Annotated in this window: 25 protein-coding genes and 1 pseudogene; 11 read left to right on the top strand and 15 right to left on the bottom strand. The window is 73.0% G+C overall.

The annotated features are described in order from the left end of the window. Nucleotides 1-4 precede the first annotated feature (4 nt). The 3 genes from ABZ919_RS27930 to ABZ919_RS27920 form a co-directional block, all read right to left on the bottom strand. Nucleotides 5-1,381, bottom strand: coding sequence for an ABC transporter permease (locus ABZ919_RS27930; protein ID WP_361252983.1), 1,377 nt, complete (start codon nt 1,379-1,381; stop codon nt 5-7). Continuing rightward, a complete protein-coding gene (locus ABZ919_RS27925) occupies nt 1,378-2,403 on the bottom strand; it encodes an ABC transporter ATP-binding protein (RefSeq protein ID WP_361252981.1) in 1,026 nt (341 codons plus the stop codon). The genes ABZ919_RS27930 and ABZ919_RS27925 overlap by 4 nt, the downstream gene beginning before the upstream one ends. Nucleotides 2,404-2,607: 204 nt before the next feature. Continuing rightward, nucleotides 2,608-3,585, bottom strand: coding sequence for an asparaginase (locus tag ABZ919_RS27920; RefSeq protein ID WP_361252980.1), 978 nt, complete (start codon nt 3,583-3,585; stop codon nt 2,608-2,610). A gap of 419 nt (nt 3,586-4,004) precedes the next feature. Here ABZ919_RS27920 and ABZ919_RS27915 point away from each other — a divergent pair, with 419 nt between their 5' ends. Next, complete coding sequence (locus tag ABZ919_RS27915; RefSeq protein ID WP_361252978.1) at nt 4,005-4,274, top strand: hypothetical protein; 270 nt, start codon at nt 4,005-4,007, stop codon at nt 4,272-4,274. Nucleotides 4,275-4,309: 35 nt separating this feature from the next. Then, nucleotides 4,310-4,819, top strand: coding sequence for a diadenosine tetraphosphate hydrolase (locus ABZ919_RS27910; protein ID WP_361252976.1), 510 nt, complete (start codon nt 4,310-4,312; stop codon nt 4,817-4,819). Here the strand turns inward: ABZ919_RS27910 and ABZ919_RS27905 are convergent. Next, nucleotides 4,798-5,259: a pyridoxamine 5'-phosphate oxidase family protein gene (locus tag ABZ919_RS27905; RefSeq protein WP_361252974.1), complete on the bottom strand. Its 462-nt coding sequence runs from the start codon at nt 5,257-5,259 to the stop codon at nt 4,798-4,800. The genes ABZ919_RS27910 and ABZ919_RS27905 overlap by 22 nt on opposite strands. Before the next feature lie 469 nt (nt 5,260-5,728). On the opposite strand from ABZ919_RS27905, the gene ABZ919_RS27900 reads away from it, so the two are divergent. The 3 genes from ABZ919_RS27900 (at nt 5,729) to ABZ919_RS27890 (ending at nt 8,796) form a co-directional block, all read left to right on the top strand. Next, entirely contained in the window at nt 5,729-6,853 is a 1,125-nt protein-coding gene (locus ABZ919_RS27900) for a hypothetical protein (RefSeq protein ID WP_361252972.1), read from the top strand. A 273-nt stretch (nt 6,854-7,126) separates the two neighbouring features. Further along, nucleotides 7,127-7,429, top strand: coding sequence for a hypothetical protein (locus tag ABZ919_RS27895; RefSeq protein WP_361252970.1), 303 nt, complete (start codon nt 7,127-7,129; stop codon nt 7,427-7,429). 458 nt (nt 7,430-7,887) lie between these two features. Next, nucleotides 7,888-8,796 carry a hypothetical protein gene (locus ABZ919_RS27890; protein ID WP_361252968.1) on the top strand — a complete coding sequence of 303 codons (909 nt, stop codon included), beginning with the start codon at nt 7,888-7,890 and terminating at the stop codon, nt 8,794-8,796. A gap of 48 nt (nt 8,797-8,844) precedes the next feature. On the opposite strand, the gene ABZ919_RS27885 is transcribed toward ABZ919_RS27890, so the two are convergent. The 6 genes from ABZ919_RS27885 to ABZ919_RS27860 all read right to left on the bottom strand — a co-directional run bounded on the left by ABZ919_RS27885 (nt 8,845) and on the right by ABZ919_RS27860 (nt 14,594). Then, nucleotides 8,845-9,408 carry a hypothetical protein gene (locus ABZ919_RS27885; protein ID WP_361252967.1) on the bottom strand — a complete coding sequence of 188 codons (564 nt, stop codon included), beginning with the start codon at nt 9,406-9,408 and terminating at the stop codon, nt 8,845-8,847. Between the two features lie 132 nt (nt 9,409-9,540). Next, complete coding sequence (locus ABZ919_RS27880; RefSeq protein WP_361252965.1) at nt 9,541-9,993, bottom strand: hypothetical protein; 453 nt, start codon at nt 9,991-9,993, stop codon at nt 9,541-9,543. Between the two features lie 106 nt (nt 9,994-10,099). Beyond that, complete coding sequence (locus ABZ919_RS27875) at nt 10,100-12,253, bottom strand: FUSC family protein (protein ID WP_361252963.1); 2,154 nt, start codon at nt 12,251-12,253, stop codon at nt 10,100-10,102. Between the two features lie 90 nt (nt 12,254-12,343). After that, nucleotides 12,344-13,201 carry a biotin-dependent carboxyltransferase family protein gene (locus tag ABZ919_RS27870; RefSeq protein WP_361252961.1) on the bottom strand — a complete coding sequence of 286 codons (858 nt, stop codon included), beginning with the start codon at nt 13,199-13,201 and terminating at the stop codon, nt 12,344-12,346. Next, entirely contained in the window at nt 13,198-13,845 is a 648-nt protein-coding gene (locus ABZ919_RS27865) for an allophanate hydrolase subunit 1 (protein WP_361252959.1), read from the bottom strand. Before ABZ919_RS27865 ends, ABZ919_RS27870 begins: the two co-directional genes overlap by 4 nt. After that, entirely contained in the window at nt 13,842-14,594 is a 753-nt protein-coding gene (locus ABZ919_RS27860) for a 5-oxoprolinase subunit PxpA (protein ID WP_361252957.1), read from the bottom strand. The genes ABZ919_RS27865 and ABZ919_RS27860 overlap by 4 nt, the downstream gene beginning before the upstream one ends. Before the next feature lie 169 nt (nt 14,595-14,763). Here ABZ919_RS27860 and ABZ919_RS27855 point away from each other — a divergent pair, with 169 nt between their 5' ends. From ABZ919_RS27855 to ABZ919_RS27840, 4 genes and pseudogenes are all read left to right on the top strand, one after another. Next, on the top strand, nt 14,764-15,483 hold the full coding sequence (locus ABZ919_RS27855) for a DUF969 domain-containing protein (RefSeq protein ID WP_361252955.1): 720 nt from the start codon (nt 14,764-14,766) through the stop codon (nt 15,481-15,483). Then, a complete protein-coding gene (locus tag ABZ919_RS27850) occupies nt 15,480-16,454 on the top strand; it encodes a DUF979 domain-containing protein (RefSeq protein WP_361252953.1) in 975 nt (324 codons plus the stop codon). Before ABZ919_RS27855 ends, ABZ919_RS27850 begins: the two co-directional genes overlap by 4 nt. Nucleotides 16,455-16,509: 55 nt before the next feature. Further along, nucleotides 16,510-17,160: a pyroglutamyl-peptidase I gene (gene pcp / locus ABZ919_RS27845; RefSeq protein ID WP_361252951.1), complete on the top strand. Its 651-nt coding sequence runs from the start codon at nt 16,510-16,512 to the stop codon at nt 17,158-17,160. 63 nt (nt 17,161-17,223) lie between these two features. Further along, nucleotides 17,224-17,768 (top strand): annotated as a pseudogene (locus ABZ919_RS27840) (DUF2891 family protein); the annotation flags it as partial. On the opposite strand, the gene ABZ919_RS27835 reads toward ABZ919_RS27840, so the two are convergent. Both ABZ919_RS27835 and ABZ919_RS27830 read right to left on the bottom strand, forming a co-directional pair. Next, a complete protein-coding gene (locus tag ABZ919_RS27835) occupies nt 17,762-18,382 on the bottom strand; it encodes an HD domain-containing protein (RefSeq protein WP_361252949.1) in 621 nt (206 codons plus the stop codon). The pseudogene ABZ919_RS27840 and the gene ABZ919_RS27835 overlap by 7 nt on opposite strands. A 119-nt stretch (nt 18,383-18,501) precedes the next feature. Continuing rightward, the gene (locus ABZ919_RS27830; protein WP_361252947.1) at nt 18,502-19,494 is read right to left on the bottom strand and encodes a pirin family protein; all 993 of its coding nucleotides are present in this window, start codon (nt 19,492-19,494) and stop codon (nt 18,502-18,504) included. A gap of 224 nt (nt 19,495-19,718) precedes the next feature. On the opposite strand from ABZ919_RS27830, the gene ABZ919_RS27825 reads away from it, so the two are divergent. Both ABZ919_RS27825 and ABZ919_RS27820 read left to right on the top strand, forming a co-directional pair. Continuing rightward, entirely contained in the window at nt 19,719-20,963 is a 1,245-nt protein-coding gene (locus tag ABZ919_RS27825) for an MFS transporter (RefSeq protein WP_361252945.1), read from the top strand. Nucleotides 20,964-21,122: 159 nt separating this feature from the next. Further along, nucleotides 21,123-21,992, top strand: coding sequence for a LysR family transcriptional regulator (locus ABZ919_RS27820; protein WP_361252943.1), 870 nt, complete (start codon nt 21,123-21,125; stop codon nt 21,990-21,992). A gap of 33 nt (nt 21,993-22,025) precedes the next feature. On the opposite strand, the gene ABZ919_RS27815 is transcribed toward ABZ919_RS27820, so the two are convergent. The 3 genes from ABZ919_RS27815 to ABZ919_RS27805 all read right to left on the bottom strand — a co-directional run bounded on the left by ABZ919_RS27815 (nt 22,026) and on the right by ABZ919_RS27805 (nt 25,326). Continuing rightward, nucleotides 22,026-23,015: an NADPH:quinone reductase gene (locus ABZ919_RS27815; RefSeq protein WP_361252941.1), complete on the bottom strand. Its 990-nt coding sequence runs from the start codon at nt 23,013-23,015 to the stop codon at nt 22,026-22,028. A gap of 95 nt (nt 23,016-23,110) precedes the next feature. Then, complete coding sequence (locus tag ABZ919_RS27810) at nt 23,111-23,998, bottom strand: MBL fold metallo-hydrolase (protein WP_361252939.1); 888 nt, start codon at nt 23,996-23,998, stop codon at nt 23,111-23,113. 137 nt (nt 23,999-24,135) lie between these two features. After that, nucleotides 24,136-25,326, bottom strand: coding sequence for an acyl-CoA dehydrogenase family protein (locus tag ABZ919_RS27805; protein WP_361252937.1), 1,191 nt, complete (start codon nt 25,324-25,326; stop codon nt 24,136-24,138). Between the last annotated feature and the right edge of the window lie 307 nt (nt 25,327-25,633).

Below are 25,633 nucleotides of genomic sequence, written 5' to 3'. Positions count from 1 at the left end.
GGCCTCATTCCTTCGGGGAGGGGGAGAGCAGGTCGACGTCGCCGTCGAACTGCCAGAGCGGGTTCGGTGCGTCTCCGGTCGAAGTCCGCACGAGGAAATAGCCGTTCACTTCCTTCGGTCCGTCGCCGTCGGCCACGAACCGCCCGTCCGCGGTGATGTCGAGCTGGTAGACGGCCTGGCCCGTGGCCGTCGTGCCGGGCAGGTGCCAGGACACGACGCAGCGCCAGTCGTTGCCGGCTCCCTCCGCGTCGTCCGCGACGCCGCCCTTGGTGCAGGCCGCCGCGGCCTTCAGCTGCGCCTCGGTGACATCGGGGCGGTGCAGCTGCCCGGTCTGCATGCGGTAGAGGTGGGCGAACGCGGTGGCGAGCGAGCGCTGCACCTTGGCCTGTTCGATCCCGGAGCCCGTCGTCGCGCCCGTCACCGCCGCGACGACGGCGACCGTCGCGACGGCCAGAGCGACGAGCGGCAGGAGGCCGACGGTGATCGCGCGGCGACCCGGGCCGCCGTCGGTGAGGTTGGTGAAGTCGCGACGCAGGAAGAGCAGACGGGCGAGCACCGTCGCGACGACCGCCCACACCAGGCTGACCACGATGCCGATCACGAGTGGACCGAGCCGGGCCGGGCTGGTGAACAGTCCGTTCCAGGAGATGAACGCCCAGCTGGGCAGCGCGAGCCGCACGGCGACGGGCAGCGGCAGCATCTGGGCGAGCTGCATCGCGAGGGCGACGACCGCCGGGAGCAGCAGTCCCATCGGGGACCGTCCCAGGACGACGGACCCGAGCAGGCCGATCCCGACCAGGGCCAGCGTCGGGGCGAGCACGCAGGCCCAGGCGAGCAGCACCTTGCCGGCGGCGTCCCCGGGGGCCAGCAGATGACCGTCGAGGCCGGCCAGCGGGTGATTGCCGACCGCGACGAGACCACCGACGGTGCTCGAGGCGGCCAGCCCGGCCACGAGCAGCAGGATCACCGTGACACTCGCCAGTGCCTTCGCCGCGAAGATCCGGCGGGGCGAGCGTACCGCCACGAGCAGGTGACGCCAGGTGCCGAGCCGGTCCTCGGAGGCGAAGACGTCACCCGCGACGACGGAGGTCAGCAGCGGCAGCGCCCAGGTGCCCGAGAACCCGAGCACGACCAGGGGCCCGGCCCATCCTGTGGCGAGCATCCAGCGGCCGAACAGAGTGTCGGCGGGAAGGGTGCTCTGCCGGCTCACCCCGGCGACGAACAGCGCCGGGGCGGTCCAGCAGGCGAGGACCAACAGCCGGATGCGCCACTGCGAGACCAGCTTGACCAGTTCGAAGCGATAACCCCGGGCAACCGTGACACGGCCGTCGACGGCACCGGCGTCGTGCTCGGGGACTGCGCCGGTTGCGGCTGCGGTCATCGACCGGCCTCCTGCTCCTGGACGTCGGTCCTCTGCTGCTGCCCGCCGGCCCCCGGCCGCCCGGTGCCGGTTCCCGGCTCATCGGGGGCCGGACGCTGCTGCTCGGTCAGGTTCAGGAACGCCGCCTCCAACGGGGAGACGACGGGGGCCAGTTCACGCAGCGCGAGGCCCGCGTGGACGAGCCGCACCACGAGTTCGTCGAGGGCGGGCGCCAGGGCGCGTACGACGAGCACCTCATCGCCGTGACGGACTATGGCGTCGTCGACGACGTGGACTCCGGGCGCGTCGGCGGCCAGCCGGCGGGCGGCCTGCGTGTCGGAGGTGACCAACCGGTAGTCGAGTGCGCGGTTCTCGGCGGCCAGCTTGCTCAGCGGGCCGGAGAAGACGACCCGCCCGGTGGCGAGAATGGTGACCTCGGAGCACAGCGCCTCGAGGTCGTCCATGCGGTGACTCGACAGCACGACGGCGGTCCCCTGCGCAGCCAGCCGGGCGAGGACACCGTGGACGTGCTTCTTGCCGGCCGGGTCGAGGCCGTTGGAGGGCTCGTCGAGCACGAGCAGCCGGGGGCTGGTGAGCAGGGCGGCGGCGAGACCGAGCCGTTGCCGCATGCCCAGGGAGAAGCCGCGGGTCCGGTCGTCGGCGACATCCGTGAGCCCGACCTGGTCGAGCACGTCGTCGATGCCCGCCGCGCGCGCGTCGTGCCCGCGGAGAGCGGCCAGGGCGGCGAGATTCTGCCGGGCGGTGAGTGAGGGGTACAGCCCCGGGCCGTCCACGAACCCGGCGACACCGCCGGGCGCGGCGAACGTCCTGCCCACGGGCGTACCGAGGATCTCGAGGCGGCCGCTGTCGGCCACGGCCAGGCCGAGCAGCAGCCCCAGAAGCGTCGTCTTGCCGGCACCGTTCGGTCCGACCAGGCCGTGGATCTGTCCCTGCGCCACATCCAGATCGATGCCGTCGAGTCCGACGACATCGCCGAAGCACTTGGTGATCCCGCGCGCCCGGACCGCGAGGAGTGAGTCCATGAGCCCCTTCTTTCGCAAGCCTCAAGGAGGCTAGGGAGGACACATCACACCCACAGCAATCGCCAGTTGAACGCTCATGGAACGGCAGACAACAGACACCCGCGGCGTCGACAGCCGGGCCATCGGTCAACAACTCTTTCACATATCGACCCTGACGAAACATCAGAGGATATGAGGTGACAGTTTTGGACTTCACGGACACCCCTAGAACACCGCGCGCACCTCTCCCACCTCCCGTCCGCCCCCCAGCAGCGGCGCACGGCCGACGCGGTCCACGACCGGTGCCGCCACCCCGGCGAGGCGCAACGCACGGCCCAGGACCGGGCCGAGGGCCCGGGGTGCGCCGTCATCGACCTTGAGCGCCAGGGCGCGGCCGTCGGGCAGCGCGAGGGCCTGGACGGCTTCGGCACCCACCTTCGCCAGCGCGCCCGGTATGTCCTTCATGAGCCAGGTGTCGTGGCGGCGGGTGCCGGCGACGTACTCGGGGTGGGCGCGCATGGCGTCGGCGACGCGCCGTTCGGGGGTGCCGGGCGCGGCGCGGACGAAGGAGCGGAAGGCGCGGGCGAGGCCGGTCAGGCTCACCGCCATCAGCGGCGCACCGCAGCCGTCCACACCCACGGCGGCCACCGGCTCACCGGCCGCCTCCTCCACGACCGTGCGGATGACACGCTGGAGCGGATGCTCCGGATCGAGGTAGGACTCCAGCGGCCAGTCCCGCAGAGCGGCGGCGGCCAGCATCGCCGTGTGCTTGCCGGAGCAGTTCATGGCCACGCGGTCGCGCCGGCCACCGGCCGCCAGGTAGGCCTCCTGCTCCTCCTGGTCCAGCGGCAGGTCGGGCGGGCACTGAAGCTGCTCGGCGGTCAGTCCGTACTCGGCGAGCATCGTTCGCACCAGGTCGCGATGGAACGCCTCGCCGGAGTGGCTCGCGGCCGCGAGGGCGAGCCGCTCCGCCCGCAGGTCGAGGCCGGCCCGCAGTACGGCCGCCGCCTGCATCGGCTTGTTGGAGGAACGCGGGAAGACGGGGGAGGCGGTGTCACCGATGGCCAACTTCACCTGGCCGTCCGCCCCGATGAGCACCACACTGCCCCGGTGCCGCCCTTCCACGAATCCGGAGCGGACGACCTCGGCGAGCACCGGGTTGACGGGCGTGCCGGCGTCGGCGGTCACGGCGGGCTGAGTCATCGGCGAGTCACCTTCCGGACGGGGATCGCGAGCCGGTCACGGTACTCGGAGCCGAGCCGGGCGCCGCGGGCCAACATCGCGATCCGGCCGTGAGGCGATCGCGAAGGTGCACGGCGCCACGTATCCGCATTCACCCCGGCTGCATTCACGTGACTGAACATGGCACACATGGATGTACGCACGGGTGGCTGCCCTGCCAGAGGCCCTCAACGCCCCTGCCGCATCGCTTGCTTGGAGGCCCGTCCATGAGCGTTCCCCGGCGTCCCGTGCTCGCCGTGGCAGCCGGAGCCACGGCAACCGCCGTCTCACCGGCACAGGCTGCGCAGACGTCCGGCGCGCAGGACCCGGCAACCGCCGTGCGGACGCTCCGCGCGGCAGCCGACTAGGCGGTCGCGAAGTTGCGTGCCGTCGCGCCGGGGGTGAGCGGCTTCCCCGTCGGCACGAAGTTCGAGAAGTGGGTCTACTCCGAGAACGGTGACTGGGCCGCCGGGTTCTGGCCGGGGACGCTGTGGATGGCGTACCTCTACAGCGCGGACGACACCTTCCGCACGCTCGCCCTGGACTCCGCGCGCAGGCTCGCTCTCCGCCGGTACGACACCAGCACCCACGGCCTCGGCTTCCTCTTCTGTCCGTCGTGGGTCACGGCCTGGCGCCCGAGGTCCATGGGAAGTGGCTCGTGGCCGGTATGAAGCAGCCCGCCTGCGGCCCCGGCTAGGTTGGGGCCATGAGCGATGACTGGCGGACGGACCGGATCGGGGCAGCCCTGCGCGGAGCGAACCCGACGGTGCTGCGGCGGCTCGGGGCGGGGTTCGCGGTGATCGGCGATGTGCAGTTCCTGCCGGGCTATTCGGTACTCCTCGTGGACGAGCCGGGAGTACAACGGCTGTCCGACCTGCCGAGGGCCAAGCGGCTGGCGTTCCTGTCCGACATGGACCGCCTCGGGGAGGCCGTGGAGCGGGCCTGCCGGCGTCTGGATTCCGCATTCCGCAGGGTCAACCTGGAGATCCTCGGCAACACGGACCCATACCTGCATGCCCATGTCTGGCCCCGGTTCGCCTGGGAACAGCCGGAGTCGGCAGGCAGGCCGGTATGGCTGTATCCGCCCGACCGATGGCGGGACGAACGGTTCCGGCTCGGTCCGCGGCACGACGCGGTACGGGAGGCGATCGGGAGTGAACTGGACGCCCTGGGCTCTCCGACCCGACCGGCCGGCTACCCGCGTGCGACGCCATAGGCGTCGGCCCAGGCACGCTTGAGGTCGGCTTCTTCCCAGTGCCCGAAGGTGTACGCGGGCGAATACACCGGCAGCGCCCGCTCCACCCGCACGAGCACCGCCTCGTGACAGGGATATGCGGGTCCGTGGGTGTCCAGCACCCACTGCCGGGACCAGGCGTACACGGGGTCGCCCTCACCGCGGAGCTCCGCGGTGCCCTTGAAACGGAAGCCACGCCGGAGGAGGAAGTCGACCACGTTCACCTCCAACCGCGGGTCCTGCCGGAGGTTCGCCACCGTCATGGGCGAGGCCATGTGCATGAAGACCAGGTGGTCGTCGTCGTAGACGCGCAGGGACCCCTTCGGGGACAGGTTCGGGGAGCCGTCCTCGCAGACCGTCGCCACGAACGCGAGCTTCGCGCTGTCGACGATCCTGCGCATGTCCTGCGTGATGATTCCCATGGTGTTCCTCTGGTGTTCCTCGCCCGAGTGTGACCACATGTGCCGGCGGCCGGGTTTCGACGCCGCACCAGTGTCGGTGTGGTTCCCGCGGTGCGCATGGAGGACGGGCGGCGGTGTCCGCCGAATGGCGGCCGAGCACGCATGCGCAGGCGGTGGCCGAAGCAGAAGGTTGTGACCGGCCGCGGGGCGCGTCAGCGGACGTGGAAGGTGGCCATGACGCGCGCGGGGCTGCGCAAGCGCTGCTCGACTTGGCCGCCGCAGCAAGTTTGATCACCAGCAGGCGCTGAGTACGCGTACTCAGGCGACACCGACTGCGAACCGACAGAATCCCCACCATGAACAGACCCATGAAGCTCGGTACGGCCGGGACACGTGTGGCGCCGACTGCCCTCGCGTGGAGTGTCGCCCACGGCCACGACCAGGCGGTTCCTGATGGCCGGTCCGAGCAGATCACGGCGGGGGAAGACGCATGACATTCCGGCGCGCGGCGATACCGGCCCTGGTCGGCAGCCTGCTGATGACACTGTTGTTGTGGTGGGCGGGGGCGAGCACAGCGGCACTGCAACTGCGGGGTACCACCCAGGTGTTCGACGTTCAGTCCGCGACCGCACTCAGGCTCTGGCTCGCTCCCTGGTCGTACGATCCCCCGGCGGCACAGTTCTCCGACGGGTCCGCCGCAGACACGGCCTTCGGTGCGGGCACCCAGTACGCCGATCTGTACAGCACCGCGATGCAGATCAGATTCGTCGCGCTCTTCGTGTTCTTCCTGGCCGGCGCGCTGCTCCTGGTCCGCCGGATCCCGCCGGCGCAGGGCCGTACGCCGGCCACACTGCTGGCGCTGTGGGCGTGGGGCCCGGTGGCCGCGACCCTCGCAGTGACGGTCTCCGCGCCCTGGCTGATCGCGTCCCGGGGCAACGGCAGCTACCGGATCCTGCCGCAGCTGGCCGACGTGATCGCGTCCAGCGGCCCGGCCGCGGTGTTCGCGGCGCTGCTGACCGCCCCGCCCACGGTGCTCGTGGCGCGCGCGACCGCCAAGGGGACGGACCCGCTGCCCCGGCCCAGTGTGCCGCCGCGTGCGGCTCGCCTGGCCGCGAGCGCCGGCACCGCCGTGGTCGCACTGTCGCTCGTGGTGCTCTCCTACACATCGGTGGCGGCCTGGATCCAGACCTCCTTCAGCGGTGGAGGACTGCTGTCCGAGCCCGGCGACCTGCTGCGCCAGTGGCTGCTGCTCGGCGCCTGGACGGGCCCCCGGACCACACCGCTCGGCCACTGGCTGCTGTACCGGGCGGCCGACATCCTCCTGCTGGCCGTGGTGTGGTGGGCACTGCGGCTGCTGCCCGGCCTGCTCACCCGGAGCACGCTGCCGGCCATGGCGGCAGGCGCAGTCTGTGCAACCGTCCTGGGGCTGCTGGCCAGCCAAGTCCTGCACATGGCCATCGACGACACGTCCAGCATCTGGGGGCCCGTGTACGTCTTCTCCAGCCTCGGCAACGGCGTCCCGGCCGCCCTCACCTTCGGCACGGCGGCGGGATTGACGGCCTTTGCGACACTACGGCTTGCCGGGGGCCGCAACACCGGTGGTTCCACCTCTTGACGGGTTCCGCCCACGTGTGGCCGTCTCGCTGAAGGTGCGCCAGTTTACTTGCTTGAGCAAGCAGATGATATGGCGGCGTGGACGCACGATCCGCCTTCGGCCCCTCGCCCGCCGACGACGAGCAGGACGACCGCTGGTGCATGGCGGCACGGCTGTTGGGCCGCGTGAGAAGCAGTTGGACGAAACGCTTCAGCAGCGGCGCCACGGACTGCCCTTGTCGGAGTACCGGGCGCTGTGTGCCCTGGCCCGCCCGGACAGCGGGCGGCGTTGCGCATGGGCGAACTGGCGGATCGGATCGGCCTCAAGGACAGCACCGTCACCCGGCTGGTCGCCCGGCCGGAGGGCCAGTCCCTGGCCGTACGGGCCGCCGCTCCCGGAGACGGGCGGGCGGCGGCCGCGAGGATCACCGAGGCCGGCCGCCGACGCTACGCCAAGGCGACTTTGACCTACCGGACCATGCTCGGCGCCGCCCTGGACGCCTCGCTCACCCACGTCCACCTCGCCGACCTCGCCGCCTGGGTCCTGTCCGGACACTCGGCGGCGAGCGGCGATCCCATCGCGGGGACACAGCCGTGACCAGCGTTGCTGAACACTACGAGCGTCTGCTCGCCGAGCACTGCACCTGGATGCTCGTCGAGGTCCACGACCTGCTGCACCTGCGTGGCGCGGACGGCGGCCGAAAACTGCGCACCAGCAGCTACCCCAAGCTGCGGATCAGCCCTGCCTGGCTGGCGGACCGGTGCGGGGACGCCGGCCTGGAGGTGCGACGCGCGGAAGCCGGGTCTCGGGGGCTGCAGATCCTGCACGCCGTCACATCGCGGAAATGCATGTTTCACTCTCCGGTGACTGTGTTACTCCCCTGTGACACCGAACAGACGATTCGAAGATCAGTGGCTGACAAGCTCGGCTTCGGACAGAGCGGCAGGCCATCGTCCGGTCTTCACGGCCAGGGCGAAGGCGCGGCGACTCAGGCCCGATGCACCGACCACGACCGACCGACCCGACCAGTCGATGTTCCTGGGGGAATACAAGTCATGATCATGCGTACCCGCACCATGGCGGCCGCCATCGCCGTGGCCGCGGCCGTCACCGGCACGGCGCTGCTGGGCGCCTCCGGCGCCGCCTCGGCCGCCACCACCGCCTCGCACGGCACCCTGACCGTCAGCAACGGCTCCACGTACGTGCTGATCGGCGGCCACAAGGTGAACTTCGGCGTGCCGGTCCGGGACCTGGCCTGGTCCCCCGACGGCAAGAAGGCCGCCTTCGTCGACGGCTCCGGCAACCTGGACGTCGCCAACCCCGACGGCAGCGGGCGCGTCGTCGTCGCCAAGAACCCCGGAAACCAGAACTGGTCCCACCCGACGTGGCAGGTGACCGCGAAGGACACCCGGTACAACATCCCCGCCAAGGACAACCTCATCTTCGCGGCGCGCGCGGCCGGTGTCTCCCGCCTGAAGTACGTCTCCGCCAAGGCCGTTCACGGCACGCCCAAGACGCTGTCCCTGTACGGCGACCCCGGTCCGGGCGGTGCGCTGCCGCAGACCGACAACGTCTGGCCGAACGCGGCCGGCCACTACGGCACCTCGGTGTACGCCAACGACCACACCGGCGACGTGTACATCCGCGACGACTACCTGCGCCAGCAGGGCGGCAAGCTCACCAAGGGCTCGGAGCCGGCCCTGTCCCCCAACGAGGAGGAGGTCGTCTTCGTACGCTCGGTCGCCGGCCACGACCACGTGCTCGTCGAGGACTTCATGCACGGCAACCACATCAAGGACCTGACTCCGCACGCCACCACCGACTACACCGAGCCCGCCTGGTCCCCCGACGGCAAGACCCTCGCGGTGCGCACCCCGTCCGGCACGGTGACCCTGCCGGCCGACGGCACGGGTCATCCGGCCAAGGTCACCCCGACGGTCGGGCTGGCGGCGTACCGCCCCTGACGTTCGCCGACGCAACGGGCCGGGCGCGGCCGGGGCGCGGAGTGCGGGTCACTTCGCCGAACGGGCGAGCTCGGCCCGCAGTTCGTCCAGATGCGCGTCGGCCGTGTCGTGCGGCAGGAACTCGACGACGTCGAGGAACCGGAAGAGCACCCGGCTGCCGGTGACGGCGTACTCGTACTCGGCGAACCCCACCACCGCTCCCATGGAGCCGCGGACGGCGCCGCGCACCACATGCGAGGTCATGTCGTCAGGCTCCGACGCCGACATGCCGCGCCGGGCGTTGGGCCGGGCCAGGTAGGGGCACACCATCGAGGCGTACAGCATGCACGCGCGGTGCCCCGGTCCTTCGAGGGTGGCCGCGAGATTGCGATACGGCCGCCCGGCGGCCAGCGCCTCCCCGATCGCCGCGCTCTCCGCGGCTCCCACCACGCGCCACACCGGGCCCTGCGGCATGTCCTGGTTGCACACCGAGCACAGACGCTTGCGCGCGCACGCGGCGCTGCGTTCGTAGTCGGTCAGCGCGAACTGGGGCTCCTCCCCTTCCCAGGGAGTGATCGCCGGCACCGGATACCCGCGAACGTCACGGGGCCGTGCCTCGACCGCCGCCGGCATGGGAACACTCTCGAATCGCACCCGCCATGCCTACCAGCATCGACCGCTCCCGGCCAAGGTTTTCCGAGAGCGCCGCAACGCGGCCCACAACGCGGCGGAAGGTCATCGAGGTGAGGGGCCGGCGGCCGAGCGTCACCCGGACGCGATGACCTGGTAGCTGACCAGACCGTAGGCCAGGTGCGGGATGGCGTCCGCGGTCCAGTCGGCGGCGGACCAGGTGCGCGGGTCACTGATGTCCAGGCCCGCGATCGGCACGTCGGTCAGCGTCATCGCCAGGGCCCCCGTCAGCACGGCGCCCAGCCACGCGGGTGGCCGGACACCCGCCCGGTGGAGCAGTGACACGACGGCGCCGGTGCCGACTCCGACGGCGATGCCCGCGAGCGCCCCCATCCCGGACAGCCGGTTGTCCCGTCCGTCCCCGTCCGGGAGCGGGTGCCCCGCCTCGGTGGTGAGCTTGTCCACCACGGCTTCGGGAGTGGTGCTCGACGGCCGGCCGCGCAGGGCCATGTCGAGATAGCTCACGGCGTTCAACGCGGTGGTGCCCGCAGCTCCGGCTGCGCAGCCCCGCGCGATGCTTCGGAACATGTGGCTCCGAGTCCCCGCCGGGCCACGCGTCAAACGGTGCGCCGACGGGCGTCGGACCGTGGGTGCCGGTGGGTGGTGGGCCCCGCCGGGGCGTCACGGGGCCCGGTCAGGGTCCGGTTCTGCCATGGGCGATCCGTGTCAGGTCCGACATCAGCGAGCCCAGCCACGACACGGTCGCGTAGTACATGCGCGGCGCGCCGGGAGGCTCGGTGACGGCACCCTCGATCGCGGGATCGAGCAGCGGAAGCCGTCCGGTCGGGGTGTCCGATCCGGGGTCCAGGGCCGCCGAGACCAGGAGCATCCGTCCGGCCACCCGCTCCCCCAGCCCGCTGACGGACTCGGCCACGGCGGGCGCCAGCCGGACGAGCGGCGGCGTCAGCAGCCGGTCGGAGCCCCAGAGGGTGTGGTGGCCGGCCATCAGTGTGGCCTGCCAGTCCACGGTGCGTTGCGCCGGCCTGCGCGCCGCGCCGCCGAAGGGTGCCGGCTCGCACTGGAACTGCGCGTACGCGGACTCGGCGAGGATGATCGCGCGCTGCAGGGACCGGTGTGCCGGCATCCCCGACGACGCGACCACCGCACCGCCGCCCGCCACCGACGCGCCGGTCGCCACCACGATCTCTGCCGCGCTGCGCAGGAGTTCCGCCGCCGCGTGGCGCAGCTCGTCATGGGCGCCGCGCGGCCAGGCCAGCAGTCCGAAGACGGCGCCGATCGCGCTGCCCACCAGCACGTCCAGCAGCCTGACCTCCGCCAGTCGCCAGGTGGGCGGTGTCAGCTGGGCGAAGACCAGGGCGACGAGCACGGTGAACAGACCCTGCGCCCAGCCGACGCCCTTGACCGGCCCGACCGTGAAGCCGAACAGCATCCACAGCGGCAGTACGACGGCGTAGACGGTGGCGTCGGTCCCGGCCAGGCTCAGTATCCCGGCGGTCAGGAGGGCCCCCGCCAGGGTGCCCGCGAGCGCCACACGGATGGTCTGCCAGGTCTCGTCCATGGTGGTCCGGGTGAGGGTGAGCGTCGCCAGCATGGCCCAGAACCCATGCGGAAGCGTGTCCACGCCCGCCACGAGCCGGGCCGCGGTCAGCGCCAGCGCCAGCCGGACCGCGTTCTGGAAGAACACCGAACGTCGCCCGGCGTGCCCCTGCAGCCGGTGCCACCACAGCCTCGGCGCCCGGCTCCTGGCATACCAGAAGCGGCCCTGTGCGATCTCCACCGCGGCGTGTCTGCCGCGTACGGCCACATCGGCCGCCGTGGCCGAGGCGAGTGCGGCGTCGGCGATCTCGAGCACGGCCGCGTGCCGGCGCAGTACGGCGGGCGGCAAGCCCGGCGTGTGGTCGTCGGCGGCCGCCGGGGCCGCCGACGCGGCCGACAGGCGGGCGCGTGCCTCGGCCAGTCGCCCGTACGGCGCCACCGGGGACGGCCCTTTCTCCAGACAGGCCGCGGTCGCCGTGGCAAGCCGCGCGACGGCCCGCAGTACGGCGGTCACCTCGGGGCCGGGTCGCCCGTCCGGCGTGGCAGGCAGTTGGGCCAGGCGGCTGAGGAGTGTACGCAGGGCGAGACCGGTGTGGGCGAGGGCGCGGTCGCGCACCCCCGGCCCGGCCGGACGTTCCGCCTCGGGCACGGTCAGGGACCGCAACGACGAGCCCCTTTCCCGGACTGCCCCGAGGCAGGCGGCGGTCAGGGCGTACGGCGGTGCGGCGAGGCGGGTCGCGCAGTCGGCGGCGGTCCGTGCGGCGTGGGCGGCGCGTTCCCGGTAGGACGGCGGGCTGGGCTCGGGAAAGACCAGTGCTTCGGCGGCGACGAGGAAGACGAGTCCGGTGGTGGTCCCGATCAGGCGCTCGCCGAGGGTGCCGGGGGCGTAGGGCGGGAACGACGGGAGGATGTAGAGGAGTTGCAGGCCCGGTGCCGCGCCTGCCGGGCGGGGGCCGCCCACCGCGGCGAAGGTCAGCGTGAAGCCGACCGCCAGCATGCCGACGACGGCGCTCCAGGTCCGTACCGACAGATACGTGCCGACGGCGACCAGCAGCCAGCACACGGGCAGCAGCCGGACCACCGTCGCGGCACGCTGCCGGCCGGTGCCCGGGATCTTGGCGAGTCCGCCCAGCGCCACGGCGGCGAACAGCGCGTAGGTGGCCGCCACGGGACGGCCCAGGCCGTAGAGGAAGAGGTAGAAACCGGCCGCGGCGACCAGCGTCACGCGTACCGCCCGTCGGCCCGGGACGGCGTAGGCCGCCGGGACACGCGGGGATGGGACATGACCCACCTCTACAGAATCGCGCACGGCCGGATGCCCGGCACGCCCGCCGCGCGGCGCGGTGCCGGGCGTGCCGGGCGGAGGCTGCCCGGCGGGCGGTCACCCCAGGGTGAAGCGGACCGGCGTGCCCGCGGCGGCCTGTGCGGCGGCCGCGAGGGCGGCCTCCGTGACGACGCCGATCACGGGATAGCCGCCGGTGGTCGGGTGGTCGTGCAGGAACACCACGGGCCGCCCGTCCGGGGGCACCTGTACGGCGCCGAGGACCATGCCCTCGCTGGGCAGCTCTGCGCCCGACACACGCTCCAGCGGCGGCCCTTCGGTGCGCAGGCCGATGCGGTTGCTGTGCTGCGACACCCGGTACGTCGCCGTGGTGAGGGTGCGCCGGGCGTTGGCGGTGAACCAGTCGGAGCGGGGGCCGAGCCGGAGCGGCAGGGTGAGTTCGGTGGGCGGCGCGGGCCAGGGCGCGCTGTCGGAAGGCGCCGCCCGGCGCGTCGGGGCGCCCAGCGGCAGGACGTCGCCGTCGCGCAGGGGCGCCGGGCCGAGGCCGGACAGCAGGTCGGTCGAACGGCTGCCGAGGACGGGCTCGACGGCGATGCCACCCGCGACGGCCACGTACGTGCGCACCCCCGCCGTCACCGCGCCCGCGTCGATCACGGCGCCCGCGGGCACCTGTACGGGCGCTCCCCAGGGCGCCGGGCGGCCGTCGACGGTCACCGGGCAGGGCGCGCCGCCGACGACGACGGTCACGCCGCGGTCGGGGCGCAGGGCGCAGCCGGTCAGGGTGGTCTCCAGCACGGCGCATTCGGGGGCGTTGCCGAGCAGCAGGTTGGCGAGCCTCATGGCGGCGGCGTCCAGCGCGCCGGAGCGGGGGACTCCGAGGTGGGCATGGCCGTGCCGGCCGCGGTCCTGGACGGTGGTGAGGGCGCCGGATCGTACGACGGTGAGCTTGCCTGTCATGACGTGGGGACCTCCCCCACGAACCGCACCCGCGTACCCGGCGTCAGGAGGGCCGGTTCCTCGCGGGAGAGGTCCCACAGGGGTGCCGGGTCCGGCATGGTTCCGATCAGCTGCCAGCCGCCGGGGGTGGCGCGCGGGTACACCGCGCTGTACGGGCCGGCGAGCGCGACCGCGCCGGCCGGAACCCTGGTCCGGGGTGTGTCGCGGCGCGGCACGTGCAGCGCGGCGGGGAGTCCGGTGAGGTAGCCGAAGCCGGGGGCGAAGCCGCAGAAGGCGACGCGGTAGGTGTAGGCAGAATGGCGTGTGGCGACCTCCTCCGCGCGGACGCCCCACAGGGCGGCCACCCGGTCCAGGTCCGGTCCGTCGTAGCGCAAGGGGATCTCCACGACCTGCCCGACGTCGGCGGCGTGGGACGGCGGGTCCCAGCCGGCGATGCGGCGGGCCAGCTCCTCCGGGTCCGTGACGCCGTCCAGGAGCACGGTCCGTGCACCCGGCACGATGTCCACGACCGGGGGCAGCGTGCCTGCCGCGCGCCGGCGCAGGAGTTCGGCGTGGAAGGCTCCGGTGTGCTCGGCGTCCGGCAGTTCGACGAGCACCGCGTGCCGCCCGGCGAGGCGCACCTGCACGGACCGGCTCTCCGTCATGCGAACGCCCCCACCTTGATCCCGGCGGCCTCCAGGGCCGCGCGCACCCGCGCCGCGATCCGGGCGGCGCCCGGGGTGTCGCCGTGGACGCACAGGGAGCGGGCGGCGACGGCGACCGTCGTACCGTCCACGGCCTCGACCGCACCGTCCACCGCGAACGCGACGGCGCGCCTGACCACCGCCTCTTCGTCGGTCACCAGGGCGTTCTCCTCGCGTCGCGGCACGAGCGTGCCCGCGGGCGTGTAGGCGCGGTCCGCGAACGCCTCCGGTACGGGAGTGAGACCCGCCCCTTCGGCCGCGGCGAGCAGCTCCGACCCCGGCAGGCCGAGCACGGACAGCGCCCCGCCCGCCAGAGTCACGCCCTCCACGACGGCCGCGGCCTGTTCGGCGTCGTGCACGGTGCGGTTGTACAGGGCGCCGTGCGGCTTGACGTAGGCCACCTCGGCGCCGGCGGCCTGGGCGAAGACGCGCAGCGCTCCGATCTGGTAGGCCGTCTCCGCCGCCAGTTCGTCGGCCGGTACGTCCATGGCCCGGCGCCCGAAGCCGGCCAGGTCCCGGTAGGACACCTGCGCGCCGATCCGGACGCCGCGTTCGGCGGCGAGGTCGCAGACGCGGCGCATCACCGCGGGGTCGCCCGCGTGGAAGCTGCAGGCGACGTTGGCGCTGGTCACGACGGAGAGCAGGGCGTCGTCGTCGGTGAGGGTCCAGCGGCCGAAGCCCTCACCGAGGTCTGCGTTGAGGTCGATCACCCCTCCAACGTAAGCGATTGTTGAACGATCCGACAAGGGATGGATTTACTGACCGCCCTCTTGTTCGATCGTTGAACGATCCTCTAGGGTCCGTGCCACCCTCACGGATTCGGAGCCCTCCGGATCCGCGCCGCTCGGGCGTCCCGCCCCTCACACCTAAGGCCACCGCATGATCGTTCTTCTCGGCGTCGTCGTGGTGATCCTCGGATTCGTCACGCGCCGCAACCCCGTCCTCGTGGTGGGCGTCGCCGGTGTCTTCACCGGCCTGCTCGGCGGGCTGAACCCGCTGGAGGTCCTCGCGGCCTTCGGCCGGTCCTTCGCCGACAGCCGCTCGGTCACCGTCTTCGCCGTCGCGCTGCCCGTGATCGGGCTGCTGGAGCGCTACGGCCTGCGTGAACAGGCCCGCCGGCTCATCGGCCGGCTCGGCGGCCTCAGCGCCGGCCGGTTCCTCACCGTCTACCTGCTCCTGCGGCAGGTCACCGCGGCGCTCGGCCTCACCGGCATCGCCGGTCCCGCACAGACCGTACGGCCACTGGTCGCCCCCATGGCCGAGGCCGCCGCAGAGCGCTCGGCGGGCGCGGCACTGCCCGACCGTCTGCGCGAGAAGGTGCGTTCCTACTCCGCGTCCGCCGACACGGTGGGCCTTTTCTTCGGTGAGGACTGCTTCATCGCCATCGGCTCGATCCTCCTGATCACGGGCTTTGTCAACTCGACGTACCACCAGAACCTGGAGCCGACCCAGCTGGCGGCGTGGGCCATCCCGGTGGCCGTCTGCGCCTTCCTCGTCCACGGCGCACGGCTGCTGCTCCTGGACCGGCAGCTCCAGCGCGAGATGGCGCTCGCCGCCGCCGAACACGACGTGCCGCTCCCTAAGGAGACCAACAAGTGATCAAGGTCGAATGGCTCTACTGGCTGGTGGGTCTCGTCTTCGTCGTCATGGCCTTGCAGATGGCCACCGACCGCAGCAACCCCAGGCGGTGGACGTCCGCCGCGTTCTGGGGCCTGCTCGGGCTCACCTTCCCCTACGGCACCGGCGTCGCCGACGCGACCGCGAAGAACGGCGGCTGGACCCTGCCCGCCGAACCGCTCGGCGTCGCCGTGCTCGCCCTGATCGTGCTCGCCGGCTTCAACTTCCTCGGCAAGGGCGTCCCGGTCACCAGCACCCCCGAGGAACGCGAGGCCTCCGCGACCCGGCTGGGCAGCAGGATCTTCGTCCCGGCCCTGACGATCCCGCTCGTCGCGATCGTCTGCGCCTCCCTCCTCGACACGTCCGGCCTGTTCGAGACGGGCAAGGCCACCCTGCTCGGACTCGGCCTCGGCTGCCTGGTGGCGCTGGCCGTCGGCATGCTGGTCACCGGCGAGCGGAGGCTGTCCGTCCCGCTCCACTCCGGACGTTCCATGCTGGAGGCGATGGGCTCCGCCCTGCTGCTGCCCCAGCTCCTCGCCGTACTGGGCTCGATCTTCGCGCTCGCGGGGGTCGGTACCCAGGTCGGCAGGATCGTGCACGACGTGCTGCCGGACCAGTCGAAGTATCTCGCCGTCCTCGCGTACTGCCTCGGCATGTTCCTGTTCACCGTGATCATGGGCAATGCCTTCGCCGCGTTCCCCGTGATGACGGCGGCGATCGGCTGGCCCGTCCTCATCCAGCAGATGCACGGCGATGCGCCGGCGGTCCTGGCGATCGGCATGCTGGCCGGCTTCTCCGGAACGCTGTGCACGCCGATGGCCGCCAACTTCAACATCGTCCCGGCCACCCTGCTCGAGCTGAAGGACCAGTACGGCCCCATCAAGGCCCAGATACCGACGGCCCTGCCCCTCCTGGTCTGCTCCACCGCGCTCATGGCGCTGTTCGCCTTCTGAGCGGCCCGGATCGTATGCCCCTGCCCGTGCCCGTGCCCGTCGTGAAGGAAGTGCCATGACCCGCGTGCTCATCACCGGCTTCGCCCCCTTCGACGGCCGGCGGGTCAACCCGTCCTGGCAGGCCGCCTCCCTGGTGGCCGCCGAGCCGCCGGCCGGACTCACTGTCACCGCCGCCAAACTCCCCTGTGTCTTCGGCGGGTCCATCGACGCGCTGGGCGCCGCCATCCACGCCTCGAGCCCCGACCTGGTCCTGTGTCTGGGCCAGGCGGGCGGCCGCCCCGGCGTCACCGTCGAACGCGTCGGCATCAACGTCGACGACGCGCGCATCCCCGACAACGCCGGCAACCAGCCCGTCGACGAGCCCGTGGTCCCGGGCGGCCCGGCCGCGTACTTCTCGACCCTGCCCGTGAAGGCCTGCGTCGCCGCCCTGCGCGCGGCGGGGGTGCCGGCCGCGGTCTCCAACACGGCCGGCACGTTCGTGTGCAACCACGTCGCGTACGGCCTCGGTCATCTCATCGCCACCGAGTTCCCGCACGCCCGCGGCGGTTTCGTGCATGTGCCCTGGGCGCCGGAGCAGGTCACGGACGGGACCGCGCCGGCCCTGGAGCCCACCACCGTGGCCCACGGTCTGCGCGCCCTGCTGCTCACCGCCGCCGGCACTCCCGCGGAACACGATCTGAAGGTCAGCGAGGGAACCACCCACTGATGCCGCTCGCCCCCACGCGGCCGGCTCCACGCTGCGGCCGGCGACCGCCGGGCCGAGCGTCCGGCACCGGCTGTCGCCGCCGTCGGCACACCGCTCGCGGACTGGCCGCCGAAGGCGACGTCCCCCGTGCGCCACGGGAACCATCCCGACAGCGCCTTCGTCCCGGGCCCCGTGCTCGACACGGGGCACCGCCCGCCGCGGCCACCGAGGCCGTACGGCGACGCCTGCGGGACAGGTTCACCGAGGACCACGACGCACCCGCGCACTGGGACCCGTCGGGCCGGGACTCCCTCGCCGGCGCTGACGAGGCCGACGCGATGCGCAGGGTGCTCCCGGCGGAGCGGGTCGCGCGATGGTCCGACCGCTTCCTGCCGGCGGTGCGCTCCGGCGCCCCGCCTGCGCGCCGGAGGTGCCCGTGGGCTCCGACCGGTCCGACCCGCAGATCGGCCAACTGCTGGGGCTCACCCTCAGCCGGGCCGCCGCGCTGGGCTCGATCGCCGCCGCACCGCCGGGCGGGCCGGCCCGTACAGCTTGCGGCGGCCGCCGAGGCCCACCTGGCGGCGGGGCTGCCCGCCGTGGAGCGCGCGGACCTCACGACCGATCACTGAGCGGCCGCCTCCGCGGCGCTCGCCCTCGGCACCGGATCCGGAAGCACCCCGGCCCGCGTGTCCCGCCGACGGCCGGTGGCGACCCGCTCCACGACCGGTCGCCACGTCCCGAGCGGAGCCACCGCCAGGCCGACCACCTTGCCCGCGTCGTCGGCGCGGCGCAGTGCGATCGCCGCCGGGAAGTCTGGGTCCGCCTCGAAGGCCGCCGCCTCCGCCGGCGTCATGGGCCCTCCCTGGCAGCCGAGCGTACGGGCGCTCTCCGGCGACAGGACCAGCCGCGGATCGGCGGCCGCCAGATAGCGCTTGGCCGGAATGTGCGCGGCCACCAGGCGGGCGACCCGTGGCCCGAGCAGGCCCTCGACCGCTTCCGCGCCGTGCCTGCCGTGCCCTTCCTCGCCGGCGGGCACCAGACAGTGGCCGATGTCGTGAAGGAGCCCGGCCACCTGCAGTTCCTCGTCGTCCGGGTGGCTCGCGGCGAGCAGCGCGGCGACCTGGAGGCCGTGGTCGAGCAGGTCCACCGGGTCGCCGGTCCGGTCCGGGGTGTCCCAGACGTCCTCACAGTCGGCCAGCAGCGCCATGAGCGCGTCCACGGACGGTATGCGGTCGTACGTCATGAGGCCACGCTGCCGCACCGAGGCGTACGGAAGGTGACGACAGCCTGTACGGAGCTCCGCGGCGTACGGCACCGCGTCGGGCGTGGGCATTCCTCCGCGCGGCGGTGCCGGTGGACCGGTCAGCGGCGCGGCGGGTTCCTGCGCGGCAGGATGACGGCGTTCGGCAGGGCCGGGGCGGGAAGACGCTCTCCCGGATAGCCCTCGACGACGCCGAACCGGTCGGAGGAGTTCTGCCACTCCTCCCTGGCCTTGGCGATGTCCTCGTGGCTGCGCCCGACGAAGTTCCACCACATGACGATCTCCTCCTCGAATGGCGTTCCGCCGAGCAGCACCGTCCGCGCGACAGCGTCCGACTCGTTCGTCAGGGTCAACGCGTGGTGGCCGGTGGGGACATGGCCCAGCTCCGCGGCGCCGACCGTGGTGCCGGCGAGGCGCACCTCCCCCTGGTCGACCAGGAGGCCGTGTTCGAAGCCGGGATCGACGGTCAGCGTGAGGGTCGCGCGCGGCTGGAGCACGATCTCGGCGCCGAGCAGTGGGGTGAAGGTCCGCACGGGTGAGACGCGGCCGGCGAGCGAGCCGAGGAAGACCCTGATCTCGGCCCCGTCGACCAGCGCGGGTTCGGGCGCGTAGTGCTGGAAGTCCCTTTCGGCGTCGCGGTGTTCCTCCGGCAGCGCCACCCACAGCTGCACGCCGTGCAGGATGCTGGTCCGCGGGGTCGAGACCTCCGAGTGGCTGATGCCGTACCCGCCTGTCATGAGGTTCAGCTCGCCCGGCCGTACATACGCGTGGTTGCCCATGCTGTCCCGGTGTTCGATCTCCCCGGTGAACAGCCAGCTCACCGTCTGCAGCCCGGTGTGCGGATGCGGTGCGACACGCATGCCGCCCGTCACCGAGACGTCGTCGGGACCGTAGTGGTCGGCGAAGCACCAGGCGCCGATCAGGGTGCGGGCGCGCTGCGGCAGTGTCCGCCGTACGGTCATCGCCCGGGGACCGCCGAGGGGCACGTCACGCGGGGTCAGCACGTCGACACGCGCCGCCGCCCCGGCCGGCCGCTCGCCTTCCACCGTCGCGCCGCACCGCACTTCCATGGGTGTCGTCTCTACGTTGCTCACCGCGGACCGCCTCCCCGGATAGTAGTTTCATGTTCAACTATTATGCCACGCGGCCGGCCATCTCCGGCAGAGATGACAGACATCCCCAGCCATCGCGCCGGGACGGGAAGCCCAAGGAGCGGCCCGGCGCTGATGCGGCGTGAGAGCGGCGAGGAAGCCGCTCGGCAGCCCCCAGGCATCGCCGGAGCCGGACCGGCCGGCTCCCCGTTCCGAAGAAGGTGCCCGTGCCCCAGACATCCGACCTCCGGACCTCGCGTCGGTGTGCGACGAGCGCCGAACCCGCGCACGGTGTGCCGGGCCGGCTGATCGCCCTGCTGGCCGTCGGCTCCGGTATGACGGTCGCCAACCTCTACTACGCCCAGCCCCTGCTGTCCTCGCTGAGGGAGGTCTTCCACACCAGTACCGCGGCGACCGGCGGGCTGATCACCCTCACCCAGGTCGGCTATGTGACCGGCATGGTCTTCCTGGTCCCGCTCGGCGACCGGCTGGAGAAGCGCCGCCTGATCACCGCTCTGCTGGCGGTCACCGCGGTCGCCCTGGTGACGGCCGGGCTGGCCACGGACTTCCCCATGCTGCTGATCGCGTCCCTGGTCGGCGGCGCCACCTCGGTCGTCGCCCAGATCCTCGTCCCCTTCGCCGCGAGCCTCGCGCCCGACCACGCCCGCGGCCGGATCGTGGGCCGGGTGATGAGCGGGCTGCTCACCGGGATCCTGCTCTCGCGCACCCTGAGCAGCCTGGTGTCCGACCTCGCGGGCTGGCGCGTGGTCTACCTGGGCTCCGCCGTGCTGATGGCCGTCCTCGCCGTCGCCCTGCGCTCGGCGCTGCCGCAGCAGGCGCCCACCACGGCGATTCCGTACGTCCGCGTACTGCACTCGACCCTCCAGCTGATCCGCACCCACCCCGCGCTGCTGCGCCGCGGCCTGTACCAGGCGGCGATGTTCGGTGCCTTCAGCGCCTTCTGGACCACCATCTCCTACGTCCTCACCGGTCCCGGATTCCGCTACTCCCCCGTCGGCATCGGTGTCTTCGCTCTCGTCGGCGCGGCCGGAGCGGCCGTGGCGCCGCCGGCCGGGCGGTGGGCCGACCGCGGGCTGACCCGGCCCGTGACGGGCGCCGCGTTCGCCCTTGCCGCGCTCGCCTTCGCCGTCGCCGGTTTCGGGCGCCACCACATCGTCCTGATCGCCCTCGCCGCCATCCTCCTCGACATGGCGGTCCAGGCCACCCTCATCCTCGGCCAGCACACCATCTACCAGCTCGATCCGCACGCCCGGGCCCGCCTCAACAGCGCCTTCATCGCCACGTTCTTCCTCGGCGGCGCGCTCGGCTCCCAGCTCGGCTCGCTGACCTACCACTCCGGCGGCTGGACGGCGGTGACCGCCCTCGGCGCGGCCCTGCCGGTGCCGGCGCTGCTTTACTGGCTCACCGAGCACCGTACGCAGGGCCGCACTCCCGGCCGGGGCGCCCGGTGAGAGGGCCGCAGGGGCCCGGCGGGGGTCCTCCCACGGCAGGGAGGCGGCCGGCGCCCTTCGAGCGGCGCCCGTCAACCGGCGTCCGTCTCCGCCCGTCCGCATACGATGCAGCGAAGATCGTCGCCCCTCGGGCGGGCTCGGCGTCACCTGGAGCGGATGATGGACCTGCGGCAGATGGAAGTCGTCGTCGCGGTGGCCGACACGGGTGGATTCACGGCGGCGGCGAGGCGGCTGCACCTGGTCCAGTCCGCCGTCTCCGGCACGGTCCGCGCCCTCGAACGGGAGCTGGGCACGCCGCTGTTCACCCGGACCACCCACCGGGTGGCGCTCACCCCGGCCGGTGAAGCCTTCGTACCGGCCGCACGAGCCACCCTGCGCGCCGCCGAGGAGGCGCGTGAGGCGGTGGACGCGGCCAGGGGAGAGCAGCGCGGGCGGGTGACCGTCGGCATCATGCAGGGTGTGTGGGCGGGGCTGCACCACGCTCTGGCCGCGCTGCGGTCGGACCACCCGGGGGTGGTGGTACGGCTGCGGCAGGCGGCGGTGGCCGACATCCGCCAGGCGTTGCGCGAGGGCACGGTGGACCTGGCCGTGGTGGCTCTGGACCGGCAGCAGCAGCGGGGGCTCGTGACCCGGCTCCTGTCCCGGGAGGAGATGGTCCTGGTCGCCTCCCCGCGCCGGGACCTCGCCGCGCGCGCTCCCGAAGGCGCCGTCGAACCGGAGACGGTGGCGCAGCTGCCCCTGGTGGACTTCACCCCGGGCTGGGCGATCCGCCACGCCGTCGACCGGGCCTTCCGCGCCGCCGGCGTCGACCGCACCACGACCTTCGAGGTGAACGACATCGTGGCCGCGTCCGAACTGGTCCGCAACGACCTCGGCGTCTGCGTCATGCCTCCGACGATCGCCGACCGCTTCCCCGACCTGGCGACATACCGCTTCGCCCGGCACGCACCGAGCTGGAAGGTGATGGTGGTACGTCCGCACGGCGAGGCGCCCGCGGCGGTCGCGGCCTTGCTGCGGCACATCACCTGAGGCGGTTTCCCCGGGCGATGAACATCCCGCACATCAAGGACCGGTGAGGTCCGTGCGCAGGACGATGCGCCGTCCGCGCAGCTCGCCCCTCTCGATCCGGGCGTGTGCGTCGGCGGCCGCGGCGAGCGGGAGGCACTCGACGCCGCGCGGGCACAGGGCACCCCGGGCCACCAGGTCGTTGATGTACGCGGCGGCTTCGGCGAGTTCGTCGCAGGTCGCGTGGGAGATGACGAACCCCACGACGGAGCGGTCGTTCATGTACAGCGACCCGGCGGGCAGTACGGGGCGGGTCCGGGCGCCCGCCAGCAGCACCACGCGGCCCCTGCGGGCGAGCAGGTCGACGGTGGTCTCCAGGTCGTTGACCCCTGCCGTGTCCAGACACAGGTCGAGTCCCGCGGGCGCCGCACCGCGGATCCTCTCGGTCAGTTCCGGATCCCGGTAGTCGAACACCTCGGACGCGCCCAGTTCCGCGCAGTACGGTGCGTCGCGGGCGCCCGCCGTCGCGAGCACACGGGCGCCGGCCCTTGCCGCCATCGTCACCAGGGCACTGCCGACATGGCCCGCTGCGCCGGCGACCAGCACCGTCTCGCCCGCGCTCAGCCGCCCGTGGACGAACAGGGCCAGATAGGCGGTCGCCGCCGGATGGAACACCGCCACCGCGGCGTACGGGTCGGCTCCCTCGGGCAGGTGGTACAGCCGGTCGGCCGCGACGACCGCCCGCTCCGCCGCCGCGCCCTGCCTGCCCCCGTGCCCGAGGCTGTTGCACCAGACCCGGTCCCCCGTGCGGAAGCCGGCCACACCGGGGCCCGCCTCGGCGACCGTGCCGACCAGATCACGGCCCACCACGAAGGGAAAGCTGACATGGGTGGGGAAGAGGCCCGACCTCACGAAGGTGTCCACCGGGTTGACCGTGGTGGCCAGCACGTTCACGAGCACGTCGGTGGGACCGGGCCGGGGCGCGGCGATCTCGCCGTACCGGATGACGTCCGCGGAACCCAGTTCCTCGATGTACGCAGCACGCATGGCATCAGATGGTGTCACTCAGCGGGGGAAACAGCCCTGTCGCGGGCCGCCGTTGGCGAGTCGCCCGGTACTGTTCCGGCGCGGCCCACGGCCCGTCACCAGCGCACCGCCCCGAAGTCGACGGGCCTGGGCCGCAGTTCGCGGGTACGCTCGGTCAGTTGCCGCAGCCGCCGGGCCATGTCGTCGGCGGGCAGGCGCCGGCGGTCGCCGTGCCCCGGCAGCAGCCATTCGAAGCGCAGCCGGTCGGCGGTCCGGGCCAAGGAGGCGGCCAGCTCGCTGATGGAGTACCAGGTGACGCTCTCGACCACCTCGATGTCCGCCGTGGTGCGCGACCAGTAGAAGCTGTCGCCGCTGAAGCAGTACCGCTCGTCGGCGAGGAAGAGCACGCTGCCCTGGGTGTGCCCGGGCAGGGGGTGGGCGATCACCCCTTGGGCGATCTCCACCGGATCCGTACCGCGCAGCACGCGGTCCGCGTCCGGTGCGGCGTCGAGGTCTCCCTCGTGGATCCACAGCCGGGCGCCGAAGCGGTCGGCGTAGCGCCGGCCGTGCGCGGCGTGGTCGCGGTGGGTGAGCAGTACGTCGGTGACGGGGCCGAGCGCTTCGTGACGCGTGGCCAGGGCGGGGCTCCAGCGCGGAGTGTCCACCATCATCACGGTGCCGTCGGGGCGGCGTAACAGATAGGAGTTGGCCCCCGCGGTGTGCGTGGAGTTGTGTCCGCACAGGTGAACGGTGTCGTCCAGGGCCAGGGGGAAGGGGTCCCGTGCCGCGTCCAGCCGCCCGCCGGGGGGACGGACCGACCGGGTGTGGCAGGCATGCGCTGCGGCGTGGAGCTGCCGCTCCTCCGCCTGGTCGTGCGGCTGTCGCAGGACCGCCGAGCGGCCGCCGACCTCACCGATCAAGCCGGGTGCGAGCTGCCGTGCGACGTCGCAGTTGGTGCACCGCTCGTCCACGTACCAGCCGTCCGAGTGCCGTTCGTCGCCCATCGGCCCGTTCCCTCCGCGTCGTCCGTCCGTCGGCCCGGTTCTCCCGGTCCAGGGATATCCGGGCACGGCGGGGAAGGGAAGAGGGTCTGGATCTTGTGCTTGCGCCGGGGTGTCGCTCTCCTACCGTTTTGGCGGGGTCAACGCCTGGGCTCCGTGCTCTCCACGCCAAGTGCCCAGGCCCCATACGCCGCCCCGGCGGTCTCGAAGGAGAAGATCACGTGGGACGCGGCGGTGCTGACGTCGCGCCAGAACCGCTGGACCGGGTCGGCGTCGAAATGGCCCGTCGTGCCGGTGCCACGGAAGAGCCGTTCGACGGCCGACACCGACAGCTCCACCGCCAGCGCGAGGTCCCGCGGCCCACGGACCGCCGCCTCGCCCTCCTGGGTCTCCTCGACGCCGTCGGCGACCCGGGCGGCCCGCTGCACCAGCAGTTCCGCGGCGTCCACCTCGGCGGCCGAGCGGGCCAGGTCGGTCTGCACCGACGTCTTCTCGCGCAGCGGGGCGCCCCGCCGGTCGACCCGGCTCACGTTCTGCTCGGCCGCCGTCCGCACCGCACCCCGGGCGGCGCCCACCACGGGAACCGCGAGCGGCAGGGCGTTGACGGCGTTGACGGGGGCCGTGTGGCAGCGGGCCTCGGAGGCCGTCGCCCGCCCCGCGTTGATGTCGAACCTCGACAGCGTCAGGTACTCGGGCACGAAGACGTCGTCCAGGACCATGGTGTCGCTGCCGGTCCCGCGCATGCCCAGCGTGAACCAGGTGTCCTTCACGGTGATGTCCGCCTGCGGCACCGCGAAGAACCGCACCTCGCCCCGCCCGTCGGGGCCCACCTTGCCGGGCACGGCGGAGCAGGCGAAGACCCAGTCGGCGAAGCGCACCCCGCTGATGTACTTCCACTCACCGCTGAGCCGCCAGCCACCGGAGGCGGGCTCGGCCGTGCCGGCCGGCATCAGCGCGCCCGCCATCAGGGCGTCCGGCCCGTCGCCCCAGAGCACCGCCTGCCCCTCCACGGGCAGGTACGCCCCGTACCGGGCGGCGTACGCGGACAGGGAGGCGGCCCAGGCGGCCGAGGCGCAGCCCTCGCCGACCAGGGCCACCGCAGTGGTCATGTCCACGAACCGGCCTTGCGTGCCGCCGAAGGCCGTCGGGACGAAGTGCCGGGCGAACCCGGCCTCCCGCACCGCCTCGACCACCTGGGGCGCAAGCCGCCGGGCGGCCTCCGTCTCATGGCTGCACCGCGCCGCGATCTGCGCCACGCGCGGAGCACCGGCGACGACCGCCGCCTCGCTCGGCCTCTCGGCAAGGATCGTCGCTGTGCTGTCGCTGAGCATATGTCCGCCACCTCCGTCGGGATGACGGCAGTCTCTCCGGCCGAGCGTGCGACGGGCCGCACCCGAGCCGGGACCGGCCCGTCAATCACCCGACCGGCTTCGCCTCCCGCACCAGGACGCCGCACGGGCCGCGTCCCCCGCCGTACCGGGCCGGGGCCTGCCCGGCCCGGCCCGTGAGGCATGTGCCGCCTTCTCCGCGCACCGGGCGAACCTTCGGCGCCGTCGCCGCGCACCTACAATGACGACATCACCCGTCGCCGTCGGCCGCCCTGGACGCGGCCCGCGGCGAGGGGCGCGGTACACCGTG

This window comes from Streptomyces sp. NPDC046759 (genome assembly GCF_040645475.1).
Classification (GTDB): domain Bacteria; phylum Actinomycetota; class Actinomycetes; order Streptomycetales; family Streptomycetaceae; genus Streptomyces.
Note: the sequence above shows the minus strand (reverse complement) of the source record. Positions and strands in the feature narration are given on the sequence as shown.

Coding starts and splice junctions, on each gene's coding strand:
- ABZ919_RS27930 (WP_361252983.1), bottom strand. CDS start 1,381: ATGACCGCAGCCGCAACCGGCGCAGTCCCCGAGCACGACGCCGGTGCC.
- ABZ919_RS27925 (WP_361252981.1), bottom strand. CDS start 2,403: ATGGACTCACTCCTCGCGGTCCGGGCGCGCGGGATCACCAAGTGCTTC.
- ABZ919_RS27920 (WP_361252980.1), bottom strand. CDS start 3,585: ATGACTCAGCCCGCCGTGACCGCCGACGCCGGCACGCCCGTCAACCCG.
- ABZ919_RS27910 (WP_361252976.1), top strand. CDS start 4,310: ATGAGCGATGACTGGCGGACGGACCGGATCGGGGCAGCCCTGCGCGGA.
- ABZ919_RS27905 (WP_361252974.1), bottom strand. CDS start 5,259: ATGGGAATCATCACGCAGGACATGCGCAGGATCGTCGACAGCGCGAAG.
- ABZ919_RS27900 (WP_361252972.1), top strand. CDS start 5,729: ATGACATTCCGGCGCGCGGCGATACCGGCCCTGGTCGGCAGCCTGCTG.
- ABZ919_RS27895 (WP_361252970.1), top strand. CDS start 7,127: ATGGGCGAACTGGCGGATCGGATCGGCCTCAAGGACAGCACCGTCACC.
- ABZ919_RS27890 (WP_361252968.1), top strand. CDS start 7,888: ATGATCATGCGTACCCGCACCATGGCGGCCGCCATCGCCGTGGCCGCG.
- ABZ919_RS27885 (WP_361252967.1), bottom strand. CDS start 9,408: ATGCCGGCGGCGGTCGAGGCACGGCCCCGTGACGTTCGCGGGTATCCG.
- ABZ919_RS27880 (WP_361252965.1), bottom strand. CDS start 9,993: ATGTTCCGAAGCATCGCGCGGGGCTGCGCAGCCGGAGCTGCGGGCACC.
- ABZ919_RS27870 (WP_361252961.1), bottom strand. CDS start 13,201: ATGACAGGCAAGCTCACCGTCGTACGATCCGGCGCCCTCACCACCGTC.
- ABZ919_RS27865 (WP_361252959.1), bottom strand. CDS start 13,845: ATGACGGAGAGCCGGTCCGTGCAGGTGCGCCTCGCCGGGCGGCACGCG.
- ABZ919_RS27855 (WP_361252955.1), top strand. CDS start 14,764: ATGATCGTTCTTCTCGGCGTCGTCGTGGTGATCCTCGGATTCGTCACG.
- pcp (WP_361252951.1), top strand. CDS start 16,510: ATGACCCGCGTGCTCATCACCGGCTTCGCCCCCTTCGACGGCCGGCGG.
- ABZ919_RS27835 (WP_361252949.1), bottom strand. CDS start 18,382: ATGACGTACGACCGCATACCGTCCGTGGACGCGCTCATGGCGCTGCTG.
- ABZ919_RS27820 (WP_361252943.1), top strand. CDS start 21,123: ATGGACCTGCGGCAGATGGAAGTCGTCGTCGCGGTGGCCGACACGGGT.
- ABZ919_RS27815 (WP_361252941.1), bottom strand. CDS start 23,015: ATGCGTGCTGCGTACATCGAGGAACTGGGTTCCGCGGACGTCATCCGG.
- ABZ919_RS27810 (WP_361252939.1), bottom strand. CDS start 23,998: ATGGGCGACGAACGGCACTCGGACGGCTGGTACGTGGACGAGCGGTGC.
- ABZ919_RS27805 (WP_361252937.1), bottom strand. CDS start 25,326: ATGCTCAGCGACAGCACAGCGACGATCCTTGCCGAGAGGCCGAGCGAG.